The sequence below is a fragment of the Rheinheimera soli genome (genome assembly GCF_031457405.1).
GTDB classification, from domain to species: domain Bacteria; phylum Pseudomonadota; class Gammaproteobacteria; order Enterobacterales; family Alteromonadaceae; genus Pararheinheimera; species Pararheinheimera soli_A.
Genome location: NZ_JAVDWR010000016.1, coordinates 62,821 through 81,600 on the forward strand (window position 1 = coordinate 62,821; position 18,780 = coordinate 81,600).

At 46.9% G+C, this 18,780-nt stretch carries 19 protein-coding genes; 10 read left to right on the forward strand and 9 right to left on the reverse strand.

Translation table 11 applies throughout. The features are described 5' to 3' along the window. Window positions 1-220: 220 nt before the first annotated feature. Both J2W69_RS16985 and J2W69_RS16990 read left to right on the forward strand, forming a co-directional pair. Window positions 221-559, forward strand: a complete 339-nt coding sequence (locus J2W69_RS16985) for a tRNA-binding protein (RefSeq protein ID WP_310280699.1) — start codon at window positions 221-223, stop codon at window positions 557-559. 72 nt (window positions 560-631) lie between these two features. After that, window positions 632-2,005: an energy transducer TonB gene (locus J2W69_RS16990; RefSeq protein ID WP_310280701.1), complete on the forward strand. Its 1,374-nt coding sequence runs from the start codon at window positions 632-634 to the stop codon at window positions 2,003-2,005. Here J2W69_RS16990 and J2W69_RS16995 read toward each other — a convergent pair. The 8 genes from J2W69_RS16995 to cyaY all read right to left on the reverse strand — a co-directional run bounded on the left by J2W69_RS16995 (window position 1,994) and on the right by cyaY (window position 8,444). Further along, entirely contained in the window at window positions 1,994-2,503 is a 510-nt protein-coding gene (locus J2W69_RS16995) for a DNA-deoxyinosine glycosylase (RefSeq protein ID WP_310280703.1), read from the reverse strand. The two genes, J2W69_RS16990 and J2W69_RS16995, sit on opposite strands and share 12 nt — an antisense overlap. Before the next feature lie 3 nt (window positions 2,504-2,506). After that, a complete protein-coding gene (locus tag J2W69_RS17000) occupies window positions 2,507-3,589 on the reverse strand; it encodes a heme biosynthesis HemY N-terminal domain-containing protein (RefSeq protein ID WP_310280705.1) in 1,083 nt (360 codons plus the stop codon). After that, a complete protein-coding gene (locus tag J2W69_RS17005; protein ID WP_310280707.1) occupies window positions 3,586-4,725 on the reverse strand; it encodes a uroporphyrinogen-III C-methyltransferase in 1,140 nt (379 codons plus the stop codon). Before J2W69_RS17005 ends, J2W69_RS17000 begins: the two co-directional genes overlap by 4 nt. Then, the gene (locus J2W69_RS17010; RefSeq protein ID WP_310280709.1) at window positions 4,718-5,488 is read right to left on the reverse strand and encodes a uroporphyrinogen-III synthase; all 771 of its coding nucleotides are present in this window, start codon (window positions 5,486-5,488) and stop codon (window positions 4,718-4,720) included. Before J2W69_RS17010 ends, J2W69_RS17005 begins: the two co-directional genes overlap by 8 nt. A gap of 5 nt (window positions 5,489-5,493) precedes the next feature. Then, entirely contained in the window at window positions 5,494-6,420 is a 927-nt protein-coding gene (gene hemC / locus J2W69_RS17015; protein ID WP_310280711.1) for a hydroxymethylbilane synthase, read from the reverse strand. Window positions 6,421-6,599: 179 nt separating this feature from the next. Next, window positions 6,600-7,391, reverse strand: a complete 792-nt coding sequence (locus J2W69_RS17020) for a DUF2914 domain-containing protein (protein WP_310280713.1) — start codon at window positions 7,389-7,391, stop codon at window positions 6,600-6,602. Between the two features lie 15 nt (window positions 7,392-7,406). Continuing rightward, window positions 7,407-8,078 carry an alpha/beta hydrolase gene (locus tag J2W69_RS17025; RefSeq protein ID WP_310280716.1) on the reverse strand — a complete coding sequence of 224 codons (672 nt, stop codon included), beginning with the start codon at window positions 8,076-8,078 and terminating at the stop codon, window positions 7,407-7,409. Between the two features lie 42 nt (window positions 8,079-8,120). Beyond that, on the reverse strand, window positions 8,121-8,444 hold the full coding sequence (cyaY, locus tag J2W69_RS17030) for an iron donor protein CyaY (protein ID WP_310280717.1): 324 nt from the start codon (window positions 8,442-8,444) through the stop codon (window positions 8,121-8,123). 72 nt (window positions 8,445-8,516) lie between these two features. On the opposite strand from cyaY, the gene lptM reads away from it, so the two are divergent. The 5 genes from lptM to xerC are packed head-to-tail and all read left to right on the forward strand — an operon-like array spanning window position 8,517 to window position 12,373. Further along, window positions 8,517-8,684, forward strand: a complete 168-nt coding sequence (gene lptM / locus J2W69_RS20660) for an LPS translocon maturation chaperone LptM (protein WP_405047898.1) — start codon at window positions 8,517-8,519, stop codon at window positions 8,682-8,684. Then, window positions 8,684-9,934, forward strand: coding sequence for a diaminopimelate decarboxylase (gene lysA / locus J2W69_RS17035; RefSeq protein ID WP_310280719.1), 1,251 nt, complete (start codon window positions 8,684-8,686; stop codon window positions 9,932-9,934). Before lptM ends, lysA begins: the two co-directional genes overlap by 1 nt. Next, complete coding sequence (gene dapF, locus J2W69_RS17040; protein WP_008899727.1) at window positions 9,935-10,804, forward strand: diaminopimelate epimerase; 870 nt, start codon at window positions 9,935-9,937, stop codon at window positions 10,802-10,804. It begins immediately after the preceding gene. Beyond that, window positions 10,801-11,472 (forward strand): DUF484 family protein, encoded by a 672-nt coding sequence (locus J2W69_RS17045; protein WP_310280722.1) that lies wholly within the window; start codon window positions 10,801-10,803, stop codon window positions 11,470-11,472. Before dapF ends, J2W69_RS17045 begins: the two co-directional genes overlap by 4 nt. After that, window positions 11,459-12,373, forward strand: a complete 915-nt coding sequence (gene xerC / locus J2W69_RS17050; RefSeq protein ID WP_310280724.1) for a tyrosine recombinase XerC — start codon at window positions 11,459-11,461, stop codon at window positions 12,371-12,373. Before J2W69_RS17045 ends, xerC begins: the two co-directional genes overlap by 14 nt. On the opposite strand, the gene J2W69_RS17055 is transcribed toward xerC, so the two are convergent. Continuing rightward, on the reverse strand, window positions 12,370-13,380 hold the full coding sequence (locus J2W69_RS17055) for a GTP pyrophosphokinase (protein WP_310280726.1): 1,011 nt from the start codon (window positions 13,378-13,380) through the stop codon (window positions 12,370-12,372). The genes xerC and J2W69_RS17055 overlap by 4 nt on opposite strands. A gap of 189 nt (window positions 13,381-13,569) precedes the next feature. On the opposite strand from J2W69_RS17055, the gene J2W69_RS17060 reads away from it, so the two are divergent. The 3 genes from J2W69_RS17060 to J2W69_RS17070 all read left to right on the forward strand — a co-directional run bounded on the left by J2W69_RS17060 (window position 13,570) and on the right by J2W69_RS17070 (window position 18,595). Further along, window positions 13,570-14,271, forward strand: coding sequence for an HAD-IA family hydrolase (locus tag J2W69_RS17060; RefSeq protein ID WP_310280728.1), 702 nt, complete (start codon window positions 13,570-13,572; stop codon window positions 14,269-14,271). 106 nt (window positions 14,272-14,377) lie between these two features. Beyond that, window positions 14,378-16,546 (forward strand): DNA helicase II, encoded by a 2,169-nt coding sequence (uvrD, locus tag J2W69_RS17065; RefSeq protein WP_310280730.1) that lies wholly within the window; start codon window positions 14,378-14,380, stop codon window positions 16,544-16,546. A gap of 3 nt (window positions 16,547-16,549) precedes the next feature. Then, window positions 16,550-18,595 (forward strand): GNAT family N-acetyltransferase, encoded by a 2,046-nt coding sequence (locus J2W69_RS17070; protein WP_310280732.1) that lies wholly within the window; start codon window positions 16,550-16,552, stop codon window positions 18,593-18,595. Window positions 18,596-18,780: the final 185 nt, after the last annotated feature.

Genomic DNA, 18,780 nt, shown 5'->3' on the forward strand with positions numbered 1-18,780 from the left:
CCGGGCAAATGTGATAAAGCAAGCGTGAATTGAAGTCATAAAAGGTCAAAACTAAATAGTCGATGTCACTTAATATTTATGCATTTGCTTTTTCTGTCAAGGCGAAATTTTATACTCTTATCAAGTTCCTTTCATAGGGCAGGTGTTTGACCGCAAAACTCATGACAACTCTATTTGGGTATGCAAAGCTAAGTCGTTGTTTATTAGGGGAGTCATTAAAGTGGATATCATTAGTTGGGAAGAGTTTGGAGTTGTTGAGCTGCGCACGGGCACAGTGATCGAAGTGACAGATTTTCCGGAAGCACGCAAGCCAGCTTATAAACTCAAAGTAGATTTTGGCCCTGACATCGGAGTGAAACAATCCAGTGCTCAAATCACAGCCTTGTACAGCAAAGAACAACTGCTGGGTAAACAAGTGATTGGGGTAGTCAATTTCCCGACCAAACAAATAGGCCCTTTTCGCTCCGAATGCCTGATCACAGGCTTTTACCGACCTGATGGTGCTGTAGTTTTAGCTGTGCCGGAACAAGCGGTGCAGAATGGCAGTAAATTGGCATAACAAATTATTTACCTAAAGCCTGATTGCATATAACATTCTGCGGCTATTTCATTAGGTGGTCAGGAACAACGGATGTTAAGAAAAGTATTTACCTTTGCAGCTTTGCTGCTCCCTCTTTACTGTCATGCAGATCTGTATCAGGCAATTCAGGCCTACAAATCGCAAAACTACGTCGAAGCCAAGGCGGAATTCGAACAGCTCCTTGACTCAGGAAACTCCGGAGCAGCCTATTTTTTGGCACTGATGGCACTTAATACTGAAGCTGAACAAAAAGATCTGGTGCGTGCTTACGCCTACTTTTCTTTAGCAGTACATTTAGGCGAGCAAAGTGCGTTAAATGACATGCATAGGTTAGAAGCTGAGTTGTCAGAAAGCCAGAAACAGCAGGCAACAGACTTATACCACCTACTCCAAAAACACAGTGTGCCCGGATACACAGCAAACGAATTTGAGCAGCCTGCATGGGATAATGTGCGGCAACGCCTTAAAACTGTAGCGCCTCAATATCCACAAACTCTTGCACGCAAAGGTTTGCCTGGATTTACTAAATCCCGTTTTGTGGTAGATAAGGCTGGAAATGTGGTCTACGTCAAAACTGTATACAGCGTGCCGGAAGACAGCTCTTTTGCTAAAAAGACAGAAAATGCACTGATGGAATGGAAGTTCGGTCAAGCCGGCAATATTTCACTGCACAAGATACAAATTGATTTCGGCTTAACAGTGGCAGGTAAAGACTTCCCACATCTGGAGCAAGAACGGAAATCATCCATGGTCAAGGCTCTGGCTGAATCAGAGTGGAAAGCAGCTTTTGCCGGGCGTGCTGTCTCTCAGCTAAATACCACCACCTTACTAAGCTATCTGATGAATGAACGGAGCTTCTACGCTGTATCCGGAGCCGCAGTAGTTACACCACCAACTATGGCAGATATCGATTCGATCGCTTACGTAAAACCCGGACAGGGCAGGAAAATGCCTGTATTTCCGGGCAAAGCTCTGGTACAGGTGAATGCGGATCAGCAAATAGAAAAGATAGAAAGCAACTTAACTCCACTCCCTTTAGCCAAAGGCCAAAGTTTGTCCGACCTGGAACCACGCTATTACCGGATCAGCCCATTTAACCTGCATCATGGTACTCAAAAACCACCTCTGTTTGCAGAAGACCAAATGTATCTTGAAGCTCTTATTGCCGTACCAGTTGAGTGGACTCCAACCTTTTGGCTGGATCAGGCTGCCCGTAATGGCGTACTGGCAGCGCAACGGGCCCGGGCTCTGGATCAGCCTTACTGGTCAGAATACTTAAAGAGAAAAAACGATGCAGATGCCTTAGGTTGGTCTGCCATTGAGTTGCTCAGCGAAAACAAATTAGCAGAAGCAAGAATAGCTTTGGCCACAGCTAAAAATGCGGGCTTCAAAAGCACCAGAGCGCTGGACGCCTTATTCCAATAAAGCTTTAGCCCATACCGCCAGCTTTTGCTCTTTGCTTTGACTGGCATGAGCAGGGCTGCTGGACGGCAGTTGAATATACTCTATATCAGTGCGGTGTTTCAAAAGCGGCAGCAGATGACGTTTAAACTCTTCTGCTGCTTTGGCGCCATTAAAACAAATCTTTAAAATTTGCGGTTCTGTTTCCAGCAATTGCGGTATCGCATTACAAATCACGCTGCTTTTTTTAATGGCACTATCCAGGCTGCCGGGTCGTTCGCAGTGTGCAATCACATCCCATAAAGCTATACCTTGCTCTGTCAGCAACTGGCAACGCTGCTGGTAATCAAGCTCTGTCGGAATGGCAAACAGCTGCTGCATAAAAGGCCAGAATAAATTGCGGGGATGGGCGTAATAACGTTGCTCAGTCAGCGAAGCTGCGCCAGGCATACTACCCAGCAACAGAAAACGAGGCCTGACACCAAGGATTGGCGCCAGACCTGTTAACAGTTCAGAGGACATAAACTAAATTTTTAAACCCGGCTGATACTGCATCGCCTTTTGCCAGGCCAGCTCAGCTTGCATAGGCTCACCGTCCTGCTCGGCGCAATAAGCAAGTGTTGCATAAAGCACTGCATCTTCCTTGTGATCACGCAACCAGTGCTGCAGTTGTTTACGCAGCAATACTACATGACGTTTTAACGGAATTTGTCTCAGCACAGGCCATACCAATGGCAAGTCACTATAAGCCAGGTGATCAACCAGCAACTTTTCAGCCTGCTCAGCCTGACCCGCTTTCACTTTAGCCCAAACCCGGCCCACTACAGCAGCCATCGACTTACGCTCTTTCGATGGCAAAGCCAGCCAATAATCACTGCTTTCGTCAAACACGCCCTGGGCTGCCAGATTACGGATGGCCTGTGGGTAAATCTGATAACGCTGCGCTTGCCACTGTGCTTTAGTAAACCATCTTTGCTCTATGGCTTTTAGTACAGTATGAAAAACTTCAATATTATGACCCGCAGCCAGCAGAGATTGGAAATACAAAGGCGCTAATAAAGGGGCGTCAGCAGGCAACAGCATATGAGGCTGTAATAACTCCATCGCCGCTTTAGCCTGATTCTGACGTAGCAATAAATCGGCTTTGACATAACAACTCTGAGCCTGGGTTGCATCCAGTTGCTCAGCAAGCTGCATAGCTTTGGTCGCATGTCCGGCCTGCAACGCAGCGTAACAAGCCATACTCTGGCGCAGTATAGTGAATTCAGGCATAGCGTCAGAGCGATCAAAATACTGCTCAGCATCCTGAAAACGGCCAGCCGCTAAAGCCAAAGCCGCTTGTTCAAAAGCTAAACGGGCTTTGCGTTGCTGACGACCACGAAAGGGGTTTAAGGTCCAGTTACGAAAACCTGATAAGGGTCGCAGAATACGTAAACTCAACCACAACAAACTCATGCTCAACAGCAAAACAATGGCAAAACCTATCAGCGTCATTTCCACTGTCCATGGACCCAGCACCAGCATCAGGTAGCCCGGATTCTGCGTCAGCCAAGGTCCCACCCACATGGCAGCAGCCAGCAGTAAAACCACTATCAGCAAACGGATCATTGGCTGCTCTCCACCATGCTTTGACGCATCACCTGATCAAGCACAGCTGTGGATTCCAGCGCCGCAGGGGTCGGAAAAGCTACAGCTAAACCAGCCAGTTGTACCAGCTGTTCAGATGCGGAACTGACTTGTGGATCTGCAGCTGCAAAATAACGCTGCAAGGTATCCATAGCCTGCTGCAATGCAGCCTGATACAGATCTGGCTGATATTTCATAGCGGCCAGCTCGGCCAATAACAACTGTTGTTGTAAGGTATTACGTAAACTCAGTTGTTGACCTGCAGTTAACACCGACAAATCTTCCGGCTGAGTCGGGCGCACATGCACCAGTGAACTCCAGAACGAATTCCAGTGGTGGAGCAGAGTATCTTGCCAGTCCGCCTCTGTCGCAACAACTACAACTGGTGTTTCATCCAGTACCCGCTCACTTTGGCGCAAAGGTAAATCGTTCACAGTTTTGCGTAAGCTGGTTAAAGCCAGCTGAATTTTGGCTAAATCCGGCACTGTGCTTTTTTGCAGTTCAGCTAAATCAGTTTGGATCGCCTGACGAAGCGGCTGCATGCTGCTGTCCTGCAATAAAGCCAGTTGCTGTTCAGCGCCTTGCAACAAACGTAACGCTGCTGGCATATCCTGCTCTAACCAGATTTTTTGTCCGGCCAATTGCAACAGCTGTTGAAGTTGCCACAACTGCCAGGTGCGGCCATTACTTAATTGTTTTTTGCTCTCCAGTTGCAACTGCACTAAAGCCTGTTGCTGCTGTAGATCCAGAGTTTCCTGCTGTTTTTGCTGATCCACAACCAGCGCCATTTGCTGCTGCACCTGATCGGTCAGTTGTTGCAGTTGCTGCTTAGCTTGTTCCGTTTGTTGCTGTTGCTGCTGTTGCAGTACCAGCTGTTGTTGTTGCACTGCTGTCCATTGTGGCCATAACCACCAAACCGCAGCGACAATAGCGGCAACCAACACTATATTTAGTAATAAAGAAAAACAGGCGACAGCGCGGCCAGTTTTTACAGGCCTTGGGTTTTCACTTTTAGGCGGTTCTTTATTTAGCGAATTGTTTTTTATCGGTTCTTTTTTAACCGGCTCATGTGGAAGTGGAGATTCAGAGGCGGTAACAGCCACCGGCGTATCAGTCATGACAAGTTCCTCTTAACTGGCAAATAGCCTCCAGTAACGCCTGATCATTGGCACTGGCTGACAAATAAATACGGGACTCTAAAATCCCAAGTTCTATAGCGGCTTCTTTCATCCGCGGGCTGACCATTATCCATAACTGTTGCTGTAACCAGCTATGTTGCTCTTTGGGCAATAATTCAAAAATAAGCTGTAAAATTTCGTTGCTGGTGACCACAATACATTGAATATGTTGCTGATGCCACTGGTCTGACAAGCTTTGTCCATCCAGCAGCAAAGGTACTCTGCGATAACTTTGCACATACTGAATATGGGCACCCCGTTCCATTAAACCTTTTTTAATCAGCTCACGACCGGCATTCCCTCGCACTATGACAATGCGTTTACCAGCGACATCCTGCAGTTGTGGCAAAGCCAACAAGCCTTCACTGCGCTGATCTTGTGGCACCAGCACTTCGCGGCCACTGCATTTTTCCAGCACTGTGGCTGTTGTGGTGCCTACAGCTATTAAAGGTGCAGTGATTTTCTTGCAATCATATTGTTGTTGTAAACAGCTGACCGCACTGACGCTGACAAAAATAACCTGATCAGCCTGCTCCAGCAGAGTGCCTGCCTTGGCTTTTAATGGCACTAATTGGGTGGTGATCAAAGGTTGATATAAATACGGAATTTCCAGTTCATCTAAACTGGCCAGCAACTGATCCGCCTTGCCTGCTGGTCTGGTGATCAGTACCGGGCTTAGTGGATCCAGCAGTGGAGTCGTCACGCCAATCAGGCCTGACGATAGACCGCATCTAAAATGCGATCTGCGCCTAACGCCAATAACTGTTCCGCCAGTTGCATTCCCAACTGTTCAGCTTGTTCTGCAGATCCTTTGATTTCTGAACGTAAAATTTCAGAACCATCCAGTTGTCCAACTAAACCACGCAACCAAAGTTCATTCTGCTGAAAGACAGCAAAAGCACCAATAGGCACCTGACACCCCCCCTGCAGCTTGCGGTTCATCGCTCTCTCTGCCAGCACACAAATGCGGGTTTCTTTATGTTCCAGCGGAGCTAACAGTTGCTGCACCAATAGATCATCAGTACGACATTCAATACCAACAGCACCCTGACCATTAGCCGGTAAACTGGTGTCGACTTCTAAAAAGCTGGCAATGCGCGCTTCAAAACCTAAACGTATTAAACCGGCCGAAGCCAGAATAATGGCATCAAACTCCCCCGCATCCAGCTTAGCGAGACGGGTATTCACATTGCCACGTAAGTCTTTAATTTGTAAATCCGGCCTGATGGCTTTGATTTGACACTGACGACGTAAACTTGAGGTTCCCACCACTGCACCTTGTGGTAAATCAGCCAGTTGTTGGTATCTGGTGGAGACAAAAGCATCACGCGGATCTTCACGCTGGCAAATGGTATGCAGCATCAAACCTTCAGGAAAATCGACAGGCACATCTTTCATACTGTGCACTGCTATATCAGCACGGCCTTCCAGCATGGCGGTTTCTAACTCTTTTACAAACAAACCTTTACCACCAATTTTGGCCAAAGGTGTATCCAGAATTTTATCGCCCTGAGTCGACATAGGCACCAGCTCAACTCGCAAACCAGGGTGAGCGGCTTCCAGTTCGGCTTTGACAAAGTTGGCTTGCCACAAGGCTAAAGCACTTTTACGGGTGGCAATACGAACAAGCTGCATAGGAACTCCTTAAACCGGAAAAAACAACACCAGCACAGAGAGATAAAAACTGGTTTGTCTGAAAATGCCGCTTAGTATATACCCAAACTCACCGCAGCGGCAGGGCTTGTCCCTGTCCGTCTAACCTGGAATACAATGTCAGAGCCAACAAAGTTGCGGCTGCAAAGACCAGGGGTATTTTATTGATAATGAAAATGATGACTAAATAATAAATTTTGCTGTGGATCCAGAATTTCGACCCTCCATTCGCCTTTTTGACTGCTGTCGAATTCTTTTCTGCTGTAGGTACGCCAGTAATCCAGTTTGACCGGCAGTTTAATCCGGGTCATCAGCTTGCCTTCGTAGTACCACAAATGTTCAATGCTCTGGCCATTTAAACCTTTGATTTCAGAATACAAAGCCAGCTGTGGCACAGCTGTGGCATCAATCTGTTCACCTAAACTGCGGGCTTGAGCTGAAGGGGGCTCGTTGGTCAGCAACGCCAGCCTTAATACACCAGAGTCGGCTTCAAATAAGGGCGCTGCTGTTTCAACTTCAACCAGAGCGGTTTCAGCGACCACTGCCTGTGCTGCTGTAATGGTATTTTCCACTACAGCAGCTTCTGCTGGTTTTGTTGCACTAGCCACGGCCCCGGTTTCAGCAGCCACTGCTTCAGTTTTAACCAGTACAGGCTCCGGTTCGGGGTTTTGTGGTACAGCTTCCAGCACCAGCTCTGGAGTCGCCACTTCAATAGATTCAGAGGTCATGGCAACAGGAGCTGTGGCAGCCACAGCTGTCAGCTCGATATCAGCTGAATCCAGATGTAACCAGCCATACAACAACACAGCAGCAGCACAAAGCGTCAGAGCAGCACCGCTAATACGACGCCAGTGCCACTGCTGCTCTGTTGTTGGTTCTGGCAAATCACCCGAGGCCGCTGCCGCAGCGCCCAGACTGACCCGAACCACCAGTTTTTCCTGTGCTGTTGTCACTTTTTTTGTTCCATTTTAAAGTGCTGGTAATTGTTGCTGAATAAAACGACTGACATCAGCAATTTGTTGTGGGCAAACACTATGGCCCATTCGGTACTCGGCCCAATTGACATTAAAGCCGGCAAATTTCAGTGCGTTAAAAGCCGCCTGACCTGCGCTGTAAGGCACCACTTCATCATGAGTACCATGATTCACCAGCACAGCAGTGCTTTTATTGGCCGTGGTCATTTCTTCTTTCAGCTTGCCTGGCACAGCCATATAGGTTGAAAGCGCCATCACACCGGCCAGTTTATAAGGCAGACGGGGTAATAAATGTAGCGCAATAACGCCACCCTGACTAAAACCTGCCAATAAAATGCGATTCGCCGCAATACCCTGCTCTATCAGTTTGTCTATTAAGGCGGTTACTGCAGCCGCAGATTCACGCACACCTGTTTCATCTGCTCTGTCGTTTAAATCCCAGGTTTTAATATCGTACCAACCGCGCATCTGCATACCACCGTTGATAGTAATAGGGCGTACAGGAGCATGAGGGAATAAAAACCGGATGCCCGACGTTTTTGGCAAACGCAATTCCGGCACTATAGGGGCAAAACCATCACCCGAATCACCTAAACCATGCAACCAGATCACAGCGGCATCGGCCTGACCTGCGGGTTTTACATCTACAAAAGGAAGTAACGCCATTGTAATTCTCTATTGATTTATTCTGTTTGCTGACCGCATCACTCAGTAGTTATCGGCAAGCACTACGTTTTGACCAGACTGTTTACTAAAGGCATCCGAAATCAAAGCCCAAAACTCAGAACCTGTTCTGTTATCAATCCAGACACCGTCTTTTAATTCAAAATGGTGGCCGTTAAATTTAGTCGCTACCCACAGCTGATGCAGCGGAGGTTGTTTATTAATAATCACCTTACTGCCATCAGGAAAGCTGATACTTAACAAGCCACCGTGCGACTCATAATCCAAATCCAGGTCCAATGCTTCGATAGCGTCTTCCACCGCAAGCAGCACCTGATCGGTCAGTTCGTCATATTCTACGTCATTCATCGGTTTCACCTGTTTGCTTTTGCTGTTAAGGATGCGATTATAGAGCGCAAAATAATTAATGAAATAAAAACCATGAATACAAAGCGACAAAGACTGGTGTGCATCCTGTTGCTCAGCCAATGGTTACTGGCCTGTGGCCAAAAAGGTCCTTTAACATTGCCTCAAACCCCACAACCCAATAAGGCGCAAACAGAACAAGCTGCGCCAGCCGATCAGCCAGTAGTATCAAAGGAACAGTAGTGGATTACTTTAATTATCAGGATCAGAACTTATTTGCCGAAGATGTTGCATTAGCCGATATTGCTGCAGAATTTGGCACGCCAACTTATGTCTATTCCCGCGCTACTATCGAGCGCCATTACAAAGCTTTTGCTGAGGCTGCGCCAGGCCGTGACTTATTAGTCTGTTACGCCGTTAAAGCTAATAGCAATATAGCGCTGTTAAACCTGCTCGCCCGCCTTGGCAGTGGTTTTGATATTGTGTCTGAAGGTGAATTGCGTCGTGTGCTGCAAGCAGGTGGCGATGCGAAAAAAGTGGTGTTCTCAGGTGTAGGTAAATCTGTCACTGAAATTGAGTTTGCCCTGCAAACCGGTATCAAGTGTTTTAATGTGGAATCTATTCCTGAGCTGGAACGTATTCAGCAAGTGGCCAGCCGTCTGAATATTATTGCGCCTATTTCTATTCGGGTGAACCCGGATATAGACGCCAAAACCCATCCTTATATTTCTACCGGTTTAAAAGCCAATAAGTTTGGTATAGATATTAACGACGCTGTGGCTATGTACCAGCAAGCTGATGCCGCTTCGCATTTAAAAGTCTGTGGTGTGGATTGTCATATCGGCTCACAACTGACTGAAACTCAGCCGTTTTTAGATGCCTTAGATAAATTACTGGCCTTGATCGACAAATTAGCTACGCTAGGTATCCACTTAAGTCATATAGATATTGGTGGCGGTTTAGGTGTGCCTTACGATGGTGAAACGCCGCCACATCCTGCTGAATACGCAGCCAAAGTAGTAGAAAAACTGGAAGCTTATCCACAGTTATCCATTATTTTTGAACCAGGCCGCGCCATTATGGCCAACGCCGGTGTACTGCTGACCAAAGTAGAGTATTTAAAACCTGGCCAGGAAAAACATTTCGCTATTGTTGATGCGGCCATGAACGACTTAATTCGCCCGGCGCTTTACAGTGCATGGCAAGCTATTATTGCTGTGCAGCAAAAGCCGCATCTTCCAGCCGTAACTTACGATGTGGTAGGTCCGGTCTGTGAAACCGGCGATTTCCTCGGTAAAGATCGCGCTTTAGCGCTGGAACCAGGTGATTTACTGGTGGTGCGCTCAGCCGGCGCTTATGGTTTTACCATGAGTTCCAACTACAACAGCAGACCCAGAGCCGCAGAAGTGCTGGTGGATGGTGACCGCAGCTATTTAGTCCGCCAGCGTGAACAATGGCAGGACCTGTGGCGCGGTGAACAGTTGGTGCCCTGAATGATCCCAGACAATAAATTTAAAGATCGTCCCCACCAAAGCTTAGTGCATTTCTCAAAAATGCACGGTTTGGGCAATGACTTTATGGTGATAGATGCCGTCAGCCAAAATGTGTTTTTAACCAAAGAACAAATCAAAAAGCTGGCCGACCGTAACTTTGGGGTAGGTTTTGACCAGTTGCTGATGGTGGAACCGCCTTACGATCCGGACCTGGATTTTCATTACCGCATTTTTAATGCTGACGGTTCTGAAGTAGAACAATGTGGCAACGGTGCACGCTGTTTTGCCAAGTTTGTCCGGCATAAAGGCCTGACCAATAAATATAAAATTGCGGTCAGCACCAAGTCGGGCAAAATCACTTTGTATATAGAGCAGGATGGTCAGGTGACTGTCAATATGGGCGTGCCGCAGTTTGATCCGGCCAAAGTGCCTTTTAAAGCACAGAAACAAGAGCTGAACTATATTTTGCACAGCGAAGACGCTACCACTTTATGTGGCGTAGTTTCGATGGGCAATCCGCATGCGGTGATTTTGGTCGATGATATTCAGACTGCTCCTGTGCATCAGTGGGGGCCGGTTTTTGAAAATCATGAACGTTTCCCTGAGCGCGCCAATATAGGTTTTATGCAGGTGCTGTCCCCTTCTCATGTCAAATTAAGAGTATGGGAACGGGGCGCTGGCGAAACTATGGCCTGTGGCACTGGCGCTTGCGCTGCTGCAGTCATTGGTCAGATGCAGAAAAAATTACAAACCCAGGTAAGGGTAGATTTACCAGGCGGCTCCTTACAGATCCGCTGGCAAGGGCCTGGTCAACCCGTCAAAATGACAGGACCAGCCGAACATGTTTTTGATGGACAATTATTCTTATGAGCGACCTTCCTCTCGATACAGCACTGGTAAACCCTGAACTGGCCGAAGCCAGCCTGATTGTTGATTATCTTTATGATCATCCGGAATTTTTTCTTGAACATCCGGAGCTGGTAAGCCGTTTGCGTTTACCGCATCAACAGCGCGGTGTGGTGTCTTTAGTAGAACGTCAGCTGGAATTACAACGCGAAAAAATCCGTTCTTTAGAAGACGACATTACCCGCCTGATGGGCATAGCCCGCCAGAACGAACAGATTTTTTATGCGCTGAACGATCTGCACCTGCAGTTACTAAAAGCGGCCGATCAAACTGCTTTGCTGGAAGCCTTGCAGGCTTTTACCGCCCAAATGCCGCATGTGCAAGGTTGTGTATTGGTTGATTTGCAGCAAAAGACCGATCAGGTCGCGCAGTTACAGCTGATTTTACAGCGCCGTTTAAGTGGCAAAACTTATTATTTTGGCCGGATGAACCGCGACGAAATGGCCGCTTTGTTTGAACCTCATATTCATTCGGTATCGTTACAACTGTTAAAGTTATCGGAAGAGCAACAGTTCCTGCTGGCTTTTGGCAGCGACTCAGACGAGCATTTCCAGCCAGGCATGGACACCTTATTTTTAGACCATCTGGCGAAACTGGTATTGGCTGTTTTACCCTCTTATGTTGCCGCCTGAATTAGCCCATTGGCAAGCCGATCTGTCGGCTTTCCTGGCTTATTTAAAGCATGAACGGGGGTACAGCGACAAAACCTTAATCAGCTACCAATTACAACTTTGTGCTGTAGCCAGTCAAGTGGCGGAACAAGCCAGCCATTGGGTCGAGCTGACAGAAACCCAGCTGCAACTGCATATTTCCTCATGCCGCAAAACCCTAAAAGCCCGCAGCTTAGCGCTTAGAGTGGCGTCTTTGCGCAGCTTTTACCGTTATCTGGTGCAGCAAGGCAAACTGAAAGAAAACCCGGCGTCTTATTTACAGGTGCCCAAGTTTGATAAACCTTTGCCAAAAAACCTCGATGTCGATCAGGTGAATCATCTGCTGGATTTTGACACCAGCGAAGACGCCCTCGCCTGCCGCGACAAAGCAATTCTGGAGTTGTTTTATTCATCAGGTTTACGGCTGGACGAACTGGTCAGCGCCAATTTGCAGGATATTGACTGGTCCGAAGCATTAATACGGGTGCGTGGCAAAGGCAATAAACAAAGAGTATTACCTATAGGCCGTATGGCGGTAGCCGCCATTAAAGACTGGCTAAAAGTACGAAGCGCTTATATAGGCACAGAGCCGGATGCATTGTTTTTAAGCAAACAAAAAAGCCGCATCAGCCACAGACAAGTACAACAAAGGGTCAAACTCTGGTCTGAACGTCAGGGTTTAGCGCAGCATTTACACCCGCATATGCTACGCCACTCCTTCGCCACTCATATGCTCGAATCCAGCTCAGACCTGCGCGCAGTACAAGAGCTACTGGGCCACGCCAACCTGAACACCACTCAGGTCTACACCCACCTGGATTTCCAGCAGCTCGCCAAGGTGTATGATAATGCGCATCCAAGGGCGAAGAAGAAGGGTGTTTAACCTTCGAATTCGGCATAGAACAGCTCTAATTCGTCTCGATTGAAATATTGAGCGAATATTTCTTCCCTATTGCCCAAGCCCCAAGCAAATTCTACCTGCGCTTTAAAACGCCTCCAGTCACAAATCAACATCCAATCCCTTACATAACCATATAAGTTGGAGTAATAACCGATCTCTTTACATTTTGATGCGTAATCTGCGGGAATAATCTGATTCAAGTCTTCTGCAGTTTTGATACCAAACTGTCTCAACTCATTTACTAAATCACTGAGGTCACTTTTAATTGGCACCTCATGAAGAACTATTTTATTCGTTTTAGCCCATCCCTCTACAAACTCGTTTAATGACACAGAGTCGATTGTAAAATTCAAGTTCCCCGTACTAGTCTTTCTTTTCACATCTTCAGTATAAGCGTCTATTTTCCTTGAAAGTTCATCAAACCCTTTATCTGCTATTTCAAGCATTCCAGCATATAAATACAAACTTCGTTCAATATCTTTTGGCAAAGTGCTGTTGAATTTGTAATTTCTATCATGCGCCAATTCTGCCCATGCATGTTGCAATACTGTCCTTACCTGAATTTCAAATTTTAAGCCTAGCAACCCCAGAAACTCTGGGAGTTTTGATCTAATTCCACCTAAATCACAGACAAAATGCACCGATCTGTAGCCAATTTGATTTACGTGCAGCCGTTCATCTTGGTTGAGTGAATTATCTATATCAACCCTAAATGTTGATTCAATAACTTCACTTACAACAGATATATCTGACTCAAGATACGTAATCACGCGAATTCCAGTTAAGTCTGTGAGCTGTATCTGTGGGTCTTTATAATTTTTCCTTTTAATTTTATCTAAAACACTAGCTTTGTCTTTTGTTCGGCCAGTAACAGACAAATAGTCTACACCTCTATTTTTCAGTAGGTTCTGCATAATTGTTACTACGGATTCTGTGAGGGCCTTATGTTTTGTTAAAGTTTCGTCAATCCACGAATCATTTTCGCTCATAATAATCCCATTAAACTTATATCTTACCGAATAGGCAGACCCTACCTTCAAAATCAAACCCTGACAAATAATTTTTCCATTCCGGAAAAATCATAAACTTAACCTGACTGATCCCAACCAGCCCCCACTGCATACAACCCAAGCAATTGCGGATAAACTAACAGCACTTGCCAGCGGACACTAAAGCTTATGCGTATTTACAAAGCCCTTTTGCCTTTTAAAGCCATCTCTTTTGATTTGGACGATACGCTGTATAACAACGGCTCTGTGATTGAGCAGGCGGAACTGGCTATGCAGCAAAAACTACTGCAATTAGCGCCTAAGCTTGGCCTGATTGACCCTGAATTCTGGTGGCAGAAACGCAAAGAGCTGGCGGTGCTTAACCCGGAAGTTCGCCACGATGTCAGCCGCTGGCGCTTATTGTCGGTGGAACAGGGCTTAACGGAGCTTGGTATAGGTCGCTGTGAAGCGGGTGAAATTGCAGAACTGGCTTTTAGTGCTTTTTATAATGCCCGCAGTAACTTAATAGTGCCGGATTCGAGCCATCAGTTGCTCAAAGCCTTAGCAGAACGTTATCCGCTGGTCGCTATTACCAATGGCAATGCAGATTTAACACTGCTTGGCATTCGTCATTATTTTCAGCACGCTTATCATGCAGGCCCAAGCGGCAAAATGAAGCCTTACCCTGATATGTTTCATAAAGCCTGTCAGCAACTTGCTATTGCGCCCCATAAACTGCTGCATATAGGCGATAACAGCAAAGCTGATGTGCGGGGCGCGCTGAATGCCGGTTGTCAGGCGGTATGGCTCAAGCATGAAGCTCATTTTCAAACGGCAGTATTGCCTCATCTGCAAATTGATTCGTTAGAGCAGTTACAGGCTTTGCTTTAAGCCCTCAAGGCAATTATCAATAGCCTGGGCATCAAAGCTGGGGTGACAAGCAAGATGGGTATATAATGTCGGCAAATTTTGCGTCAGCGACAGGTACTTACTGCTAATGGATGTCTCTTCTTTACTGGATGGCTTAAACGATAAACAACGTGATGCGGTAGCCGCTCCTCCTCAACATATGCTGGTATTGGCCGGTGCCGGCTCGGGCAAAACCCGGGTACTGGTGCATCGCTTAGCCTGGCTGATGCAGGTGGAACGGGTTGCGCCTTATAGTTTATTGGCTGTGACTTTTACCAATAAAGCCTCACAGGAAATGCGTAACCGTATCGAACAGACCATAGGCGTCAGTTTAAATAATTTGTGGATGGGTACTTTCCACGGTTTATCACACCGAATGTTGCGGGCCCATTATCTGGAAGCAGGTTTACCTCAGGGTTTTCAGATCATCGACTCGGACGATCAATACCGTTTAGTACGTCGGGTATTAAAAGCACTGAATTTAGACGAAAAACACTGGCCACCTAAACAAATTCAATGGTTTATCAACGCCCGTAAAGACGAAGGCCTGCGCCCCGGCACTATGGATGCACATGGCGATTTCAGTCTGCAAACCATGATCAAAATTTACGCCGCCTATCAGGAAATGTGCGACCGATCGGGTTTAGTCGACTTTGCCGAAATATTACTACGCAGCTTCGAGCTGATTAAACAGCAGCCGCAAATTCGTGCTCATTATCAGCAGCGTTTCCGCCATATTCTGGTCGACGAGTTCCAGGATACCAACTCTATTCAGTATGAATGGCTACGTTTATTAGCAGGCACTGACAGTAAAGTGATGATAGTAGGTGACGATGACCAGTCCATTTACGGCTGGCGTGGCGCTAAAGTGGAAAACATTCAGCAATTTTTAGAAGACTATCCAAACCCTGTCACTATCCGGCTGGAACAAAACTACCGCTCCACCGGCACTATTCTAAAAGCCGCCAACTGTGTGATTTCACATAACAGCGACCGTTTGGGTAAAGACCTGTGGACGGACGGCGAACAAGGCGAAGCCATTTCGCTCTATACAGCTTTTAACGAGCTGGACGAAGCACGTTTTATTGTTGGCCGTATTCGGGAGTGGAAACGTGAAGGCGGCAAGCTGATTGAAGCTGCAGTGCTGTATCGTAACAACGCCCAGTCACGGGTGCTGGAAGAAGCTTTAATTCAGGACGGTATTAACTACCGTATCTATGGCGGCTTACGTTTCTACGAACGTCAGGAAATCAAAGATGCTTTGGCTTATCTGCGTCTGATTAATAACAGACAAGATGACGCTGCGCTGGAACGTATTATCAATACCCCGGTGCGTGGTATTGGCGATACCACTATGGACAAAGTGCGGGAAAATGCCCGTTCTCTGCAAGTAACCTTATGGCAAAGCCTGCAGCAAATGCTGGCCAATAAACAACTGACTGGCCGCGCAGCCAATGCGATCAGCACTTTTGTGCAGATGATTGATCAGCTCGAAGCCGACAGCAAAGATTTAAGTCTGGATGAGCAGGCGGATCATGTGATCCAACTATCTGGCCTGATGGCGATGTATAAAGCCGAAAAAGGCGAAAAAGCCCAGACCAGGGTAGAAAACTTAAATGAACTGGTGAACGCCTGCGCCAACGCCACTTATGTCAATACGGAAGAAATGACACCGCTTTCTGCCTTTTTATCTCAGGCGGCATTAGAAGCTGGTGAATATCAGGCTGAAGAACATTCAGACGCAGTGCAGCTAATGACCTTACACAGCGCCAAAGGTTTGGAATTCCCACTGGTGTTTATCTGTGGTTTGGAAGAAGGCATGTTCCCAAGTCAACAAAGTGGGGATGACAGTGAACGTTTGGAAGAAGAACGGCGTTTATGTTATGTCGGTATGACCCGTGCTATGCAGAAGTTGTATTTAACTCATGCCGAAAGTCGCCGTTTATATGGGCAGGAGCAATACAACAGACCATCGCGTTTTATTCGCGAAATTCCTGCCGACTGCCTAGAAGAAATCCGCCTGACCACTAATGTCAGCAAGCCTGCTCAAATGAACCGTTTTGGCAGTGCTGCCAGCCATAGTGCTTTTGAAAATACCGGCTTTAAGCTGGGCCAACGGGTATTACACGATAAGTTTGGTGAAGGCACAGTGCTGAATTATGAAGGTACAGGTCCACAATCCCGTATTCAGGTGAACTTTGACGAGCTGGGCAGTAAGTGGCTGGTGACAGCTTATGCCAGGTTAGAACCAGTTTAATCTATGACAGACCTGCTGCAGATCATCCGTCAGCAACAAAACGCTTATCAGAAGCGTGGCTGGCGTTTACCCATCTGGTTAGCAGGTTCAGAAGATTATACTCAGCAGCAACTTTCTGCTTTAAAGCCAGAAGGCATAAGTTATTGGTTAGGCCATGAGCCCCCTGTCGGCTTTACGCTATTGTCAGCCAAACAAAAGCAGCAATGGCTGGGCACAGAATGTGATGTGCTGGTGGTGGATGCACGTTATTCCGTCGACTGGGATTTAGTAGCTGCCAGCAGTGGTTGCCTAAAATCCGGTGGGCTTTGGTTATTTGTCACCAATGAGCCGGATTTATGGCAACAGCAACCCAACCCTGCCGCTAAAAGAGTGTTGCCTTACCCGCTGGATGCAGCAACTTATACAGGCTTTTTTAAACAGTTTTGGTTAGAGCAACTGCAGGATGCTCATTGGGTACAGCTTATTGAAGGGCGCCCTGCTGTGATTCCAGCCTTACCGGAAGCTATGACCTCAGCTCAGGCTGAATTGCCCTATCGCACAACTGAACAACAAATCGCAGTGGCCGCAATTCATAAAGTAGTGACAGGCCATAGACGCCGTCCTTTAGTACTAACGGCGCATCGTGGTCGTGGTAAATCCAGCGCTTTGGGTATAGCTGCAGCTTTATTAGTGCAACAGGGTAAAACCGATATTCTGCTGACAGGCCCTTCGCCTGTTGCTGTGCAAACTGCATTTTTTATCGCTGCTCATCTTTTAAAAGAGCCCTATCAGCCAGGTCAAAATCAACTGCTAAACGGTACTATTCGTTTTGTGCCTGTGGATGTTTTACTGGCAGAAAAGCAGCAGAACACTGTGATTTTGGTGGATGAAGCAGCTGCTATTCCAACCCCTCAATTGCAGCAACTGACTGATCTGTATAGCCGCTTAGTTTTCGCTACGACTGAACATGGTTACGAAGGCACAGGCCGTGGTTTTCAGCTGCGATTCCAAAGTTATTTACAGCAGCATTGCCCTGGTTTTCAGAAACTGCATCTGCATCAACCTATACGTTATCAGGCGAACGATCCACTGGAGCAGCTGATTTTTAAAGGTTTTTTACTGGAGCAAACTGACTCTGTTTCGGCTGCATTACCGGAAACTCAGCTTGCCAGCTATCAGGTAAAAGACTTACTGCTACAACCTACAAAGCTACAACACATTTTTAGTTTATTAAGCCTGGCGCATTACCAAACCGATGTAATGGACCTCTGGGCTTTATTGGATAACCCGGCACTGAAGCTCTATACACTGGAGCAGGATCAGCAGCTGATCGCCTGTGCTTTGATCAGTTTTGAAGGCGAGCTGGACAAAGAACTTGCTATGGCGGTGTCGCATGGCAAACGCAGAGTACATGGACATTTGTTAGCACAAAGCCTGGCTTTTCATTGCCTGCAGAGTGAACTGGCAGGGCAAAAACTGGCAAGAATTCAGCGTATTGTGGTGCATCCGTCAGTGCAAATTCAGGGACTTGGCAGTCAGTTATTAAGCTTTGTGTTGCAGGATTTACTAGACCAACAGTATCTGATTGGCACCAGTTTTGGCGCCACTTTAGCTTTAGTGAAGTTCTGGCAAAAAGCGGGGTTTATTCCTGTAAAACTTAGCCATCAAAACGAACAAGCCAGCAACGAAGCCTCGGTTTTGATGCTTTATGGTGAGCAGTTCAGGCCTTTACAACAGCAGTTTTCCAGACAGCTGTACTGGCAGCTTGCTGACAAACAACGCGCTTTGGATCCAGCTTTGGCGTTATTGTGGGCAGAGCCTCCTTCTATAGAAATCACACCGCAGCAAAACACTGAATTAGAGCTGTTTCAGGCAGGCTTGCGTCCTTATGAGCTGATAGAAACCCATCTGTTGTGTTGGCTTAATCTCAATTATGCCAAAGTGGATCATCAAACAGCGCTCTTGTTAGTACAACGTCTTTGGCAAAAACAGGACTGGCAGCAGATTTCTTTACCTTCCGCGAAACAAAAGCTGCCGGAGTTATGCAAGCGACTTAAGTTTTTAGACTAAATCTTCTGGTTTTGCTGCCTGTAGGGTGCAATCGCATAGGGTGTTATGGTCTGTAGGGACGTCCCTTGTGGGCGGGCGTTTATGGATTCTTGTAGTGGTCAAGTATTTCCGGACACTAACTTAGGTTGTTCTGCTATCACTGGCGGTAACCCAGCATTAAAGCTGTGTGGCCGCCTGTGGTTGTA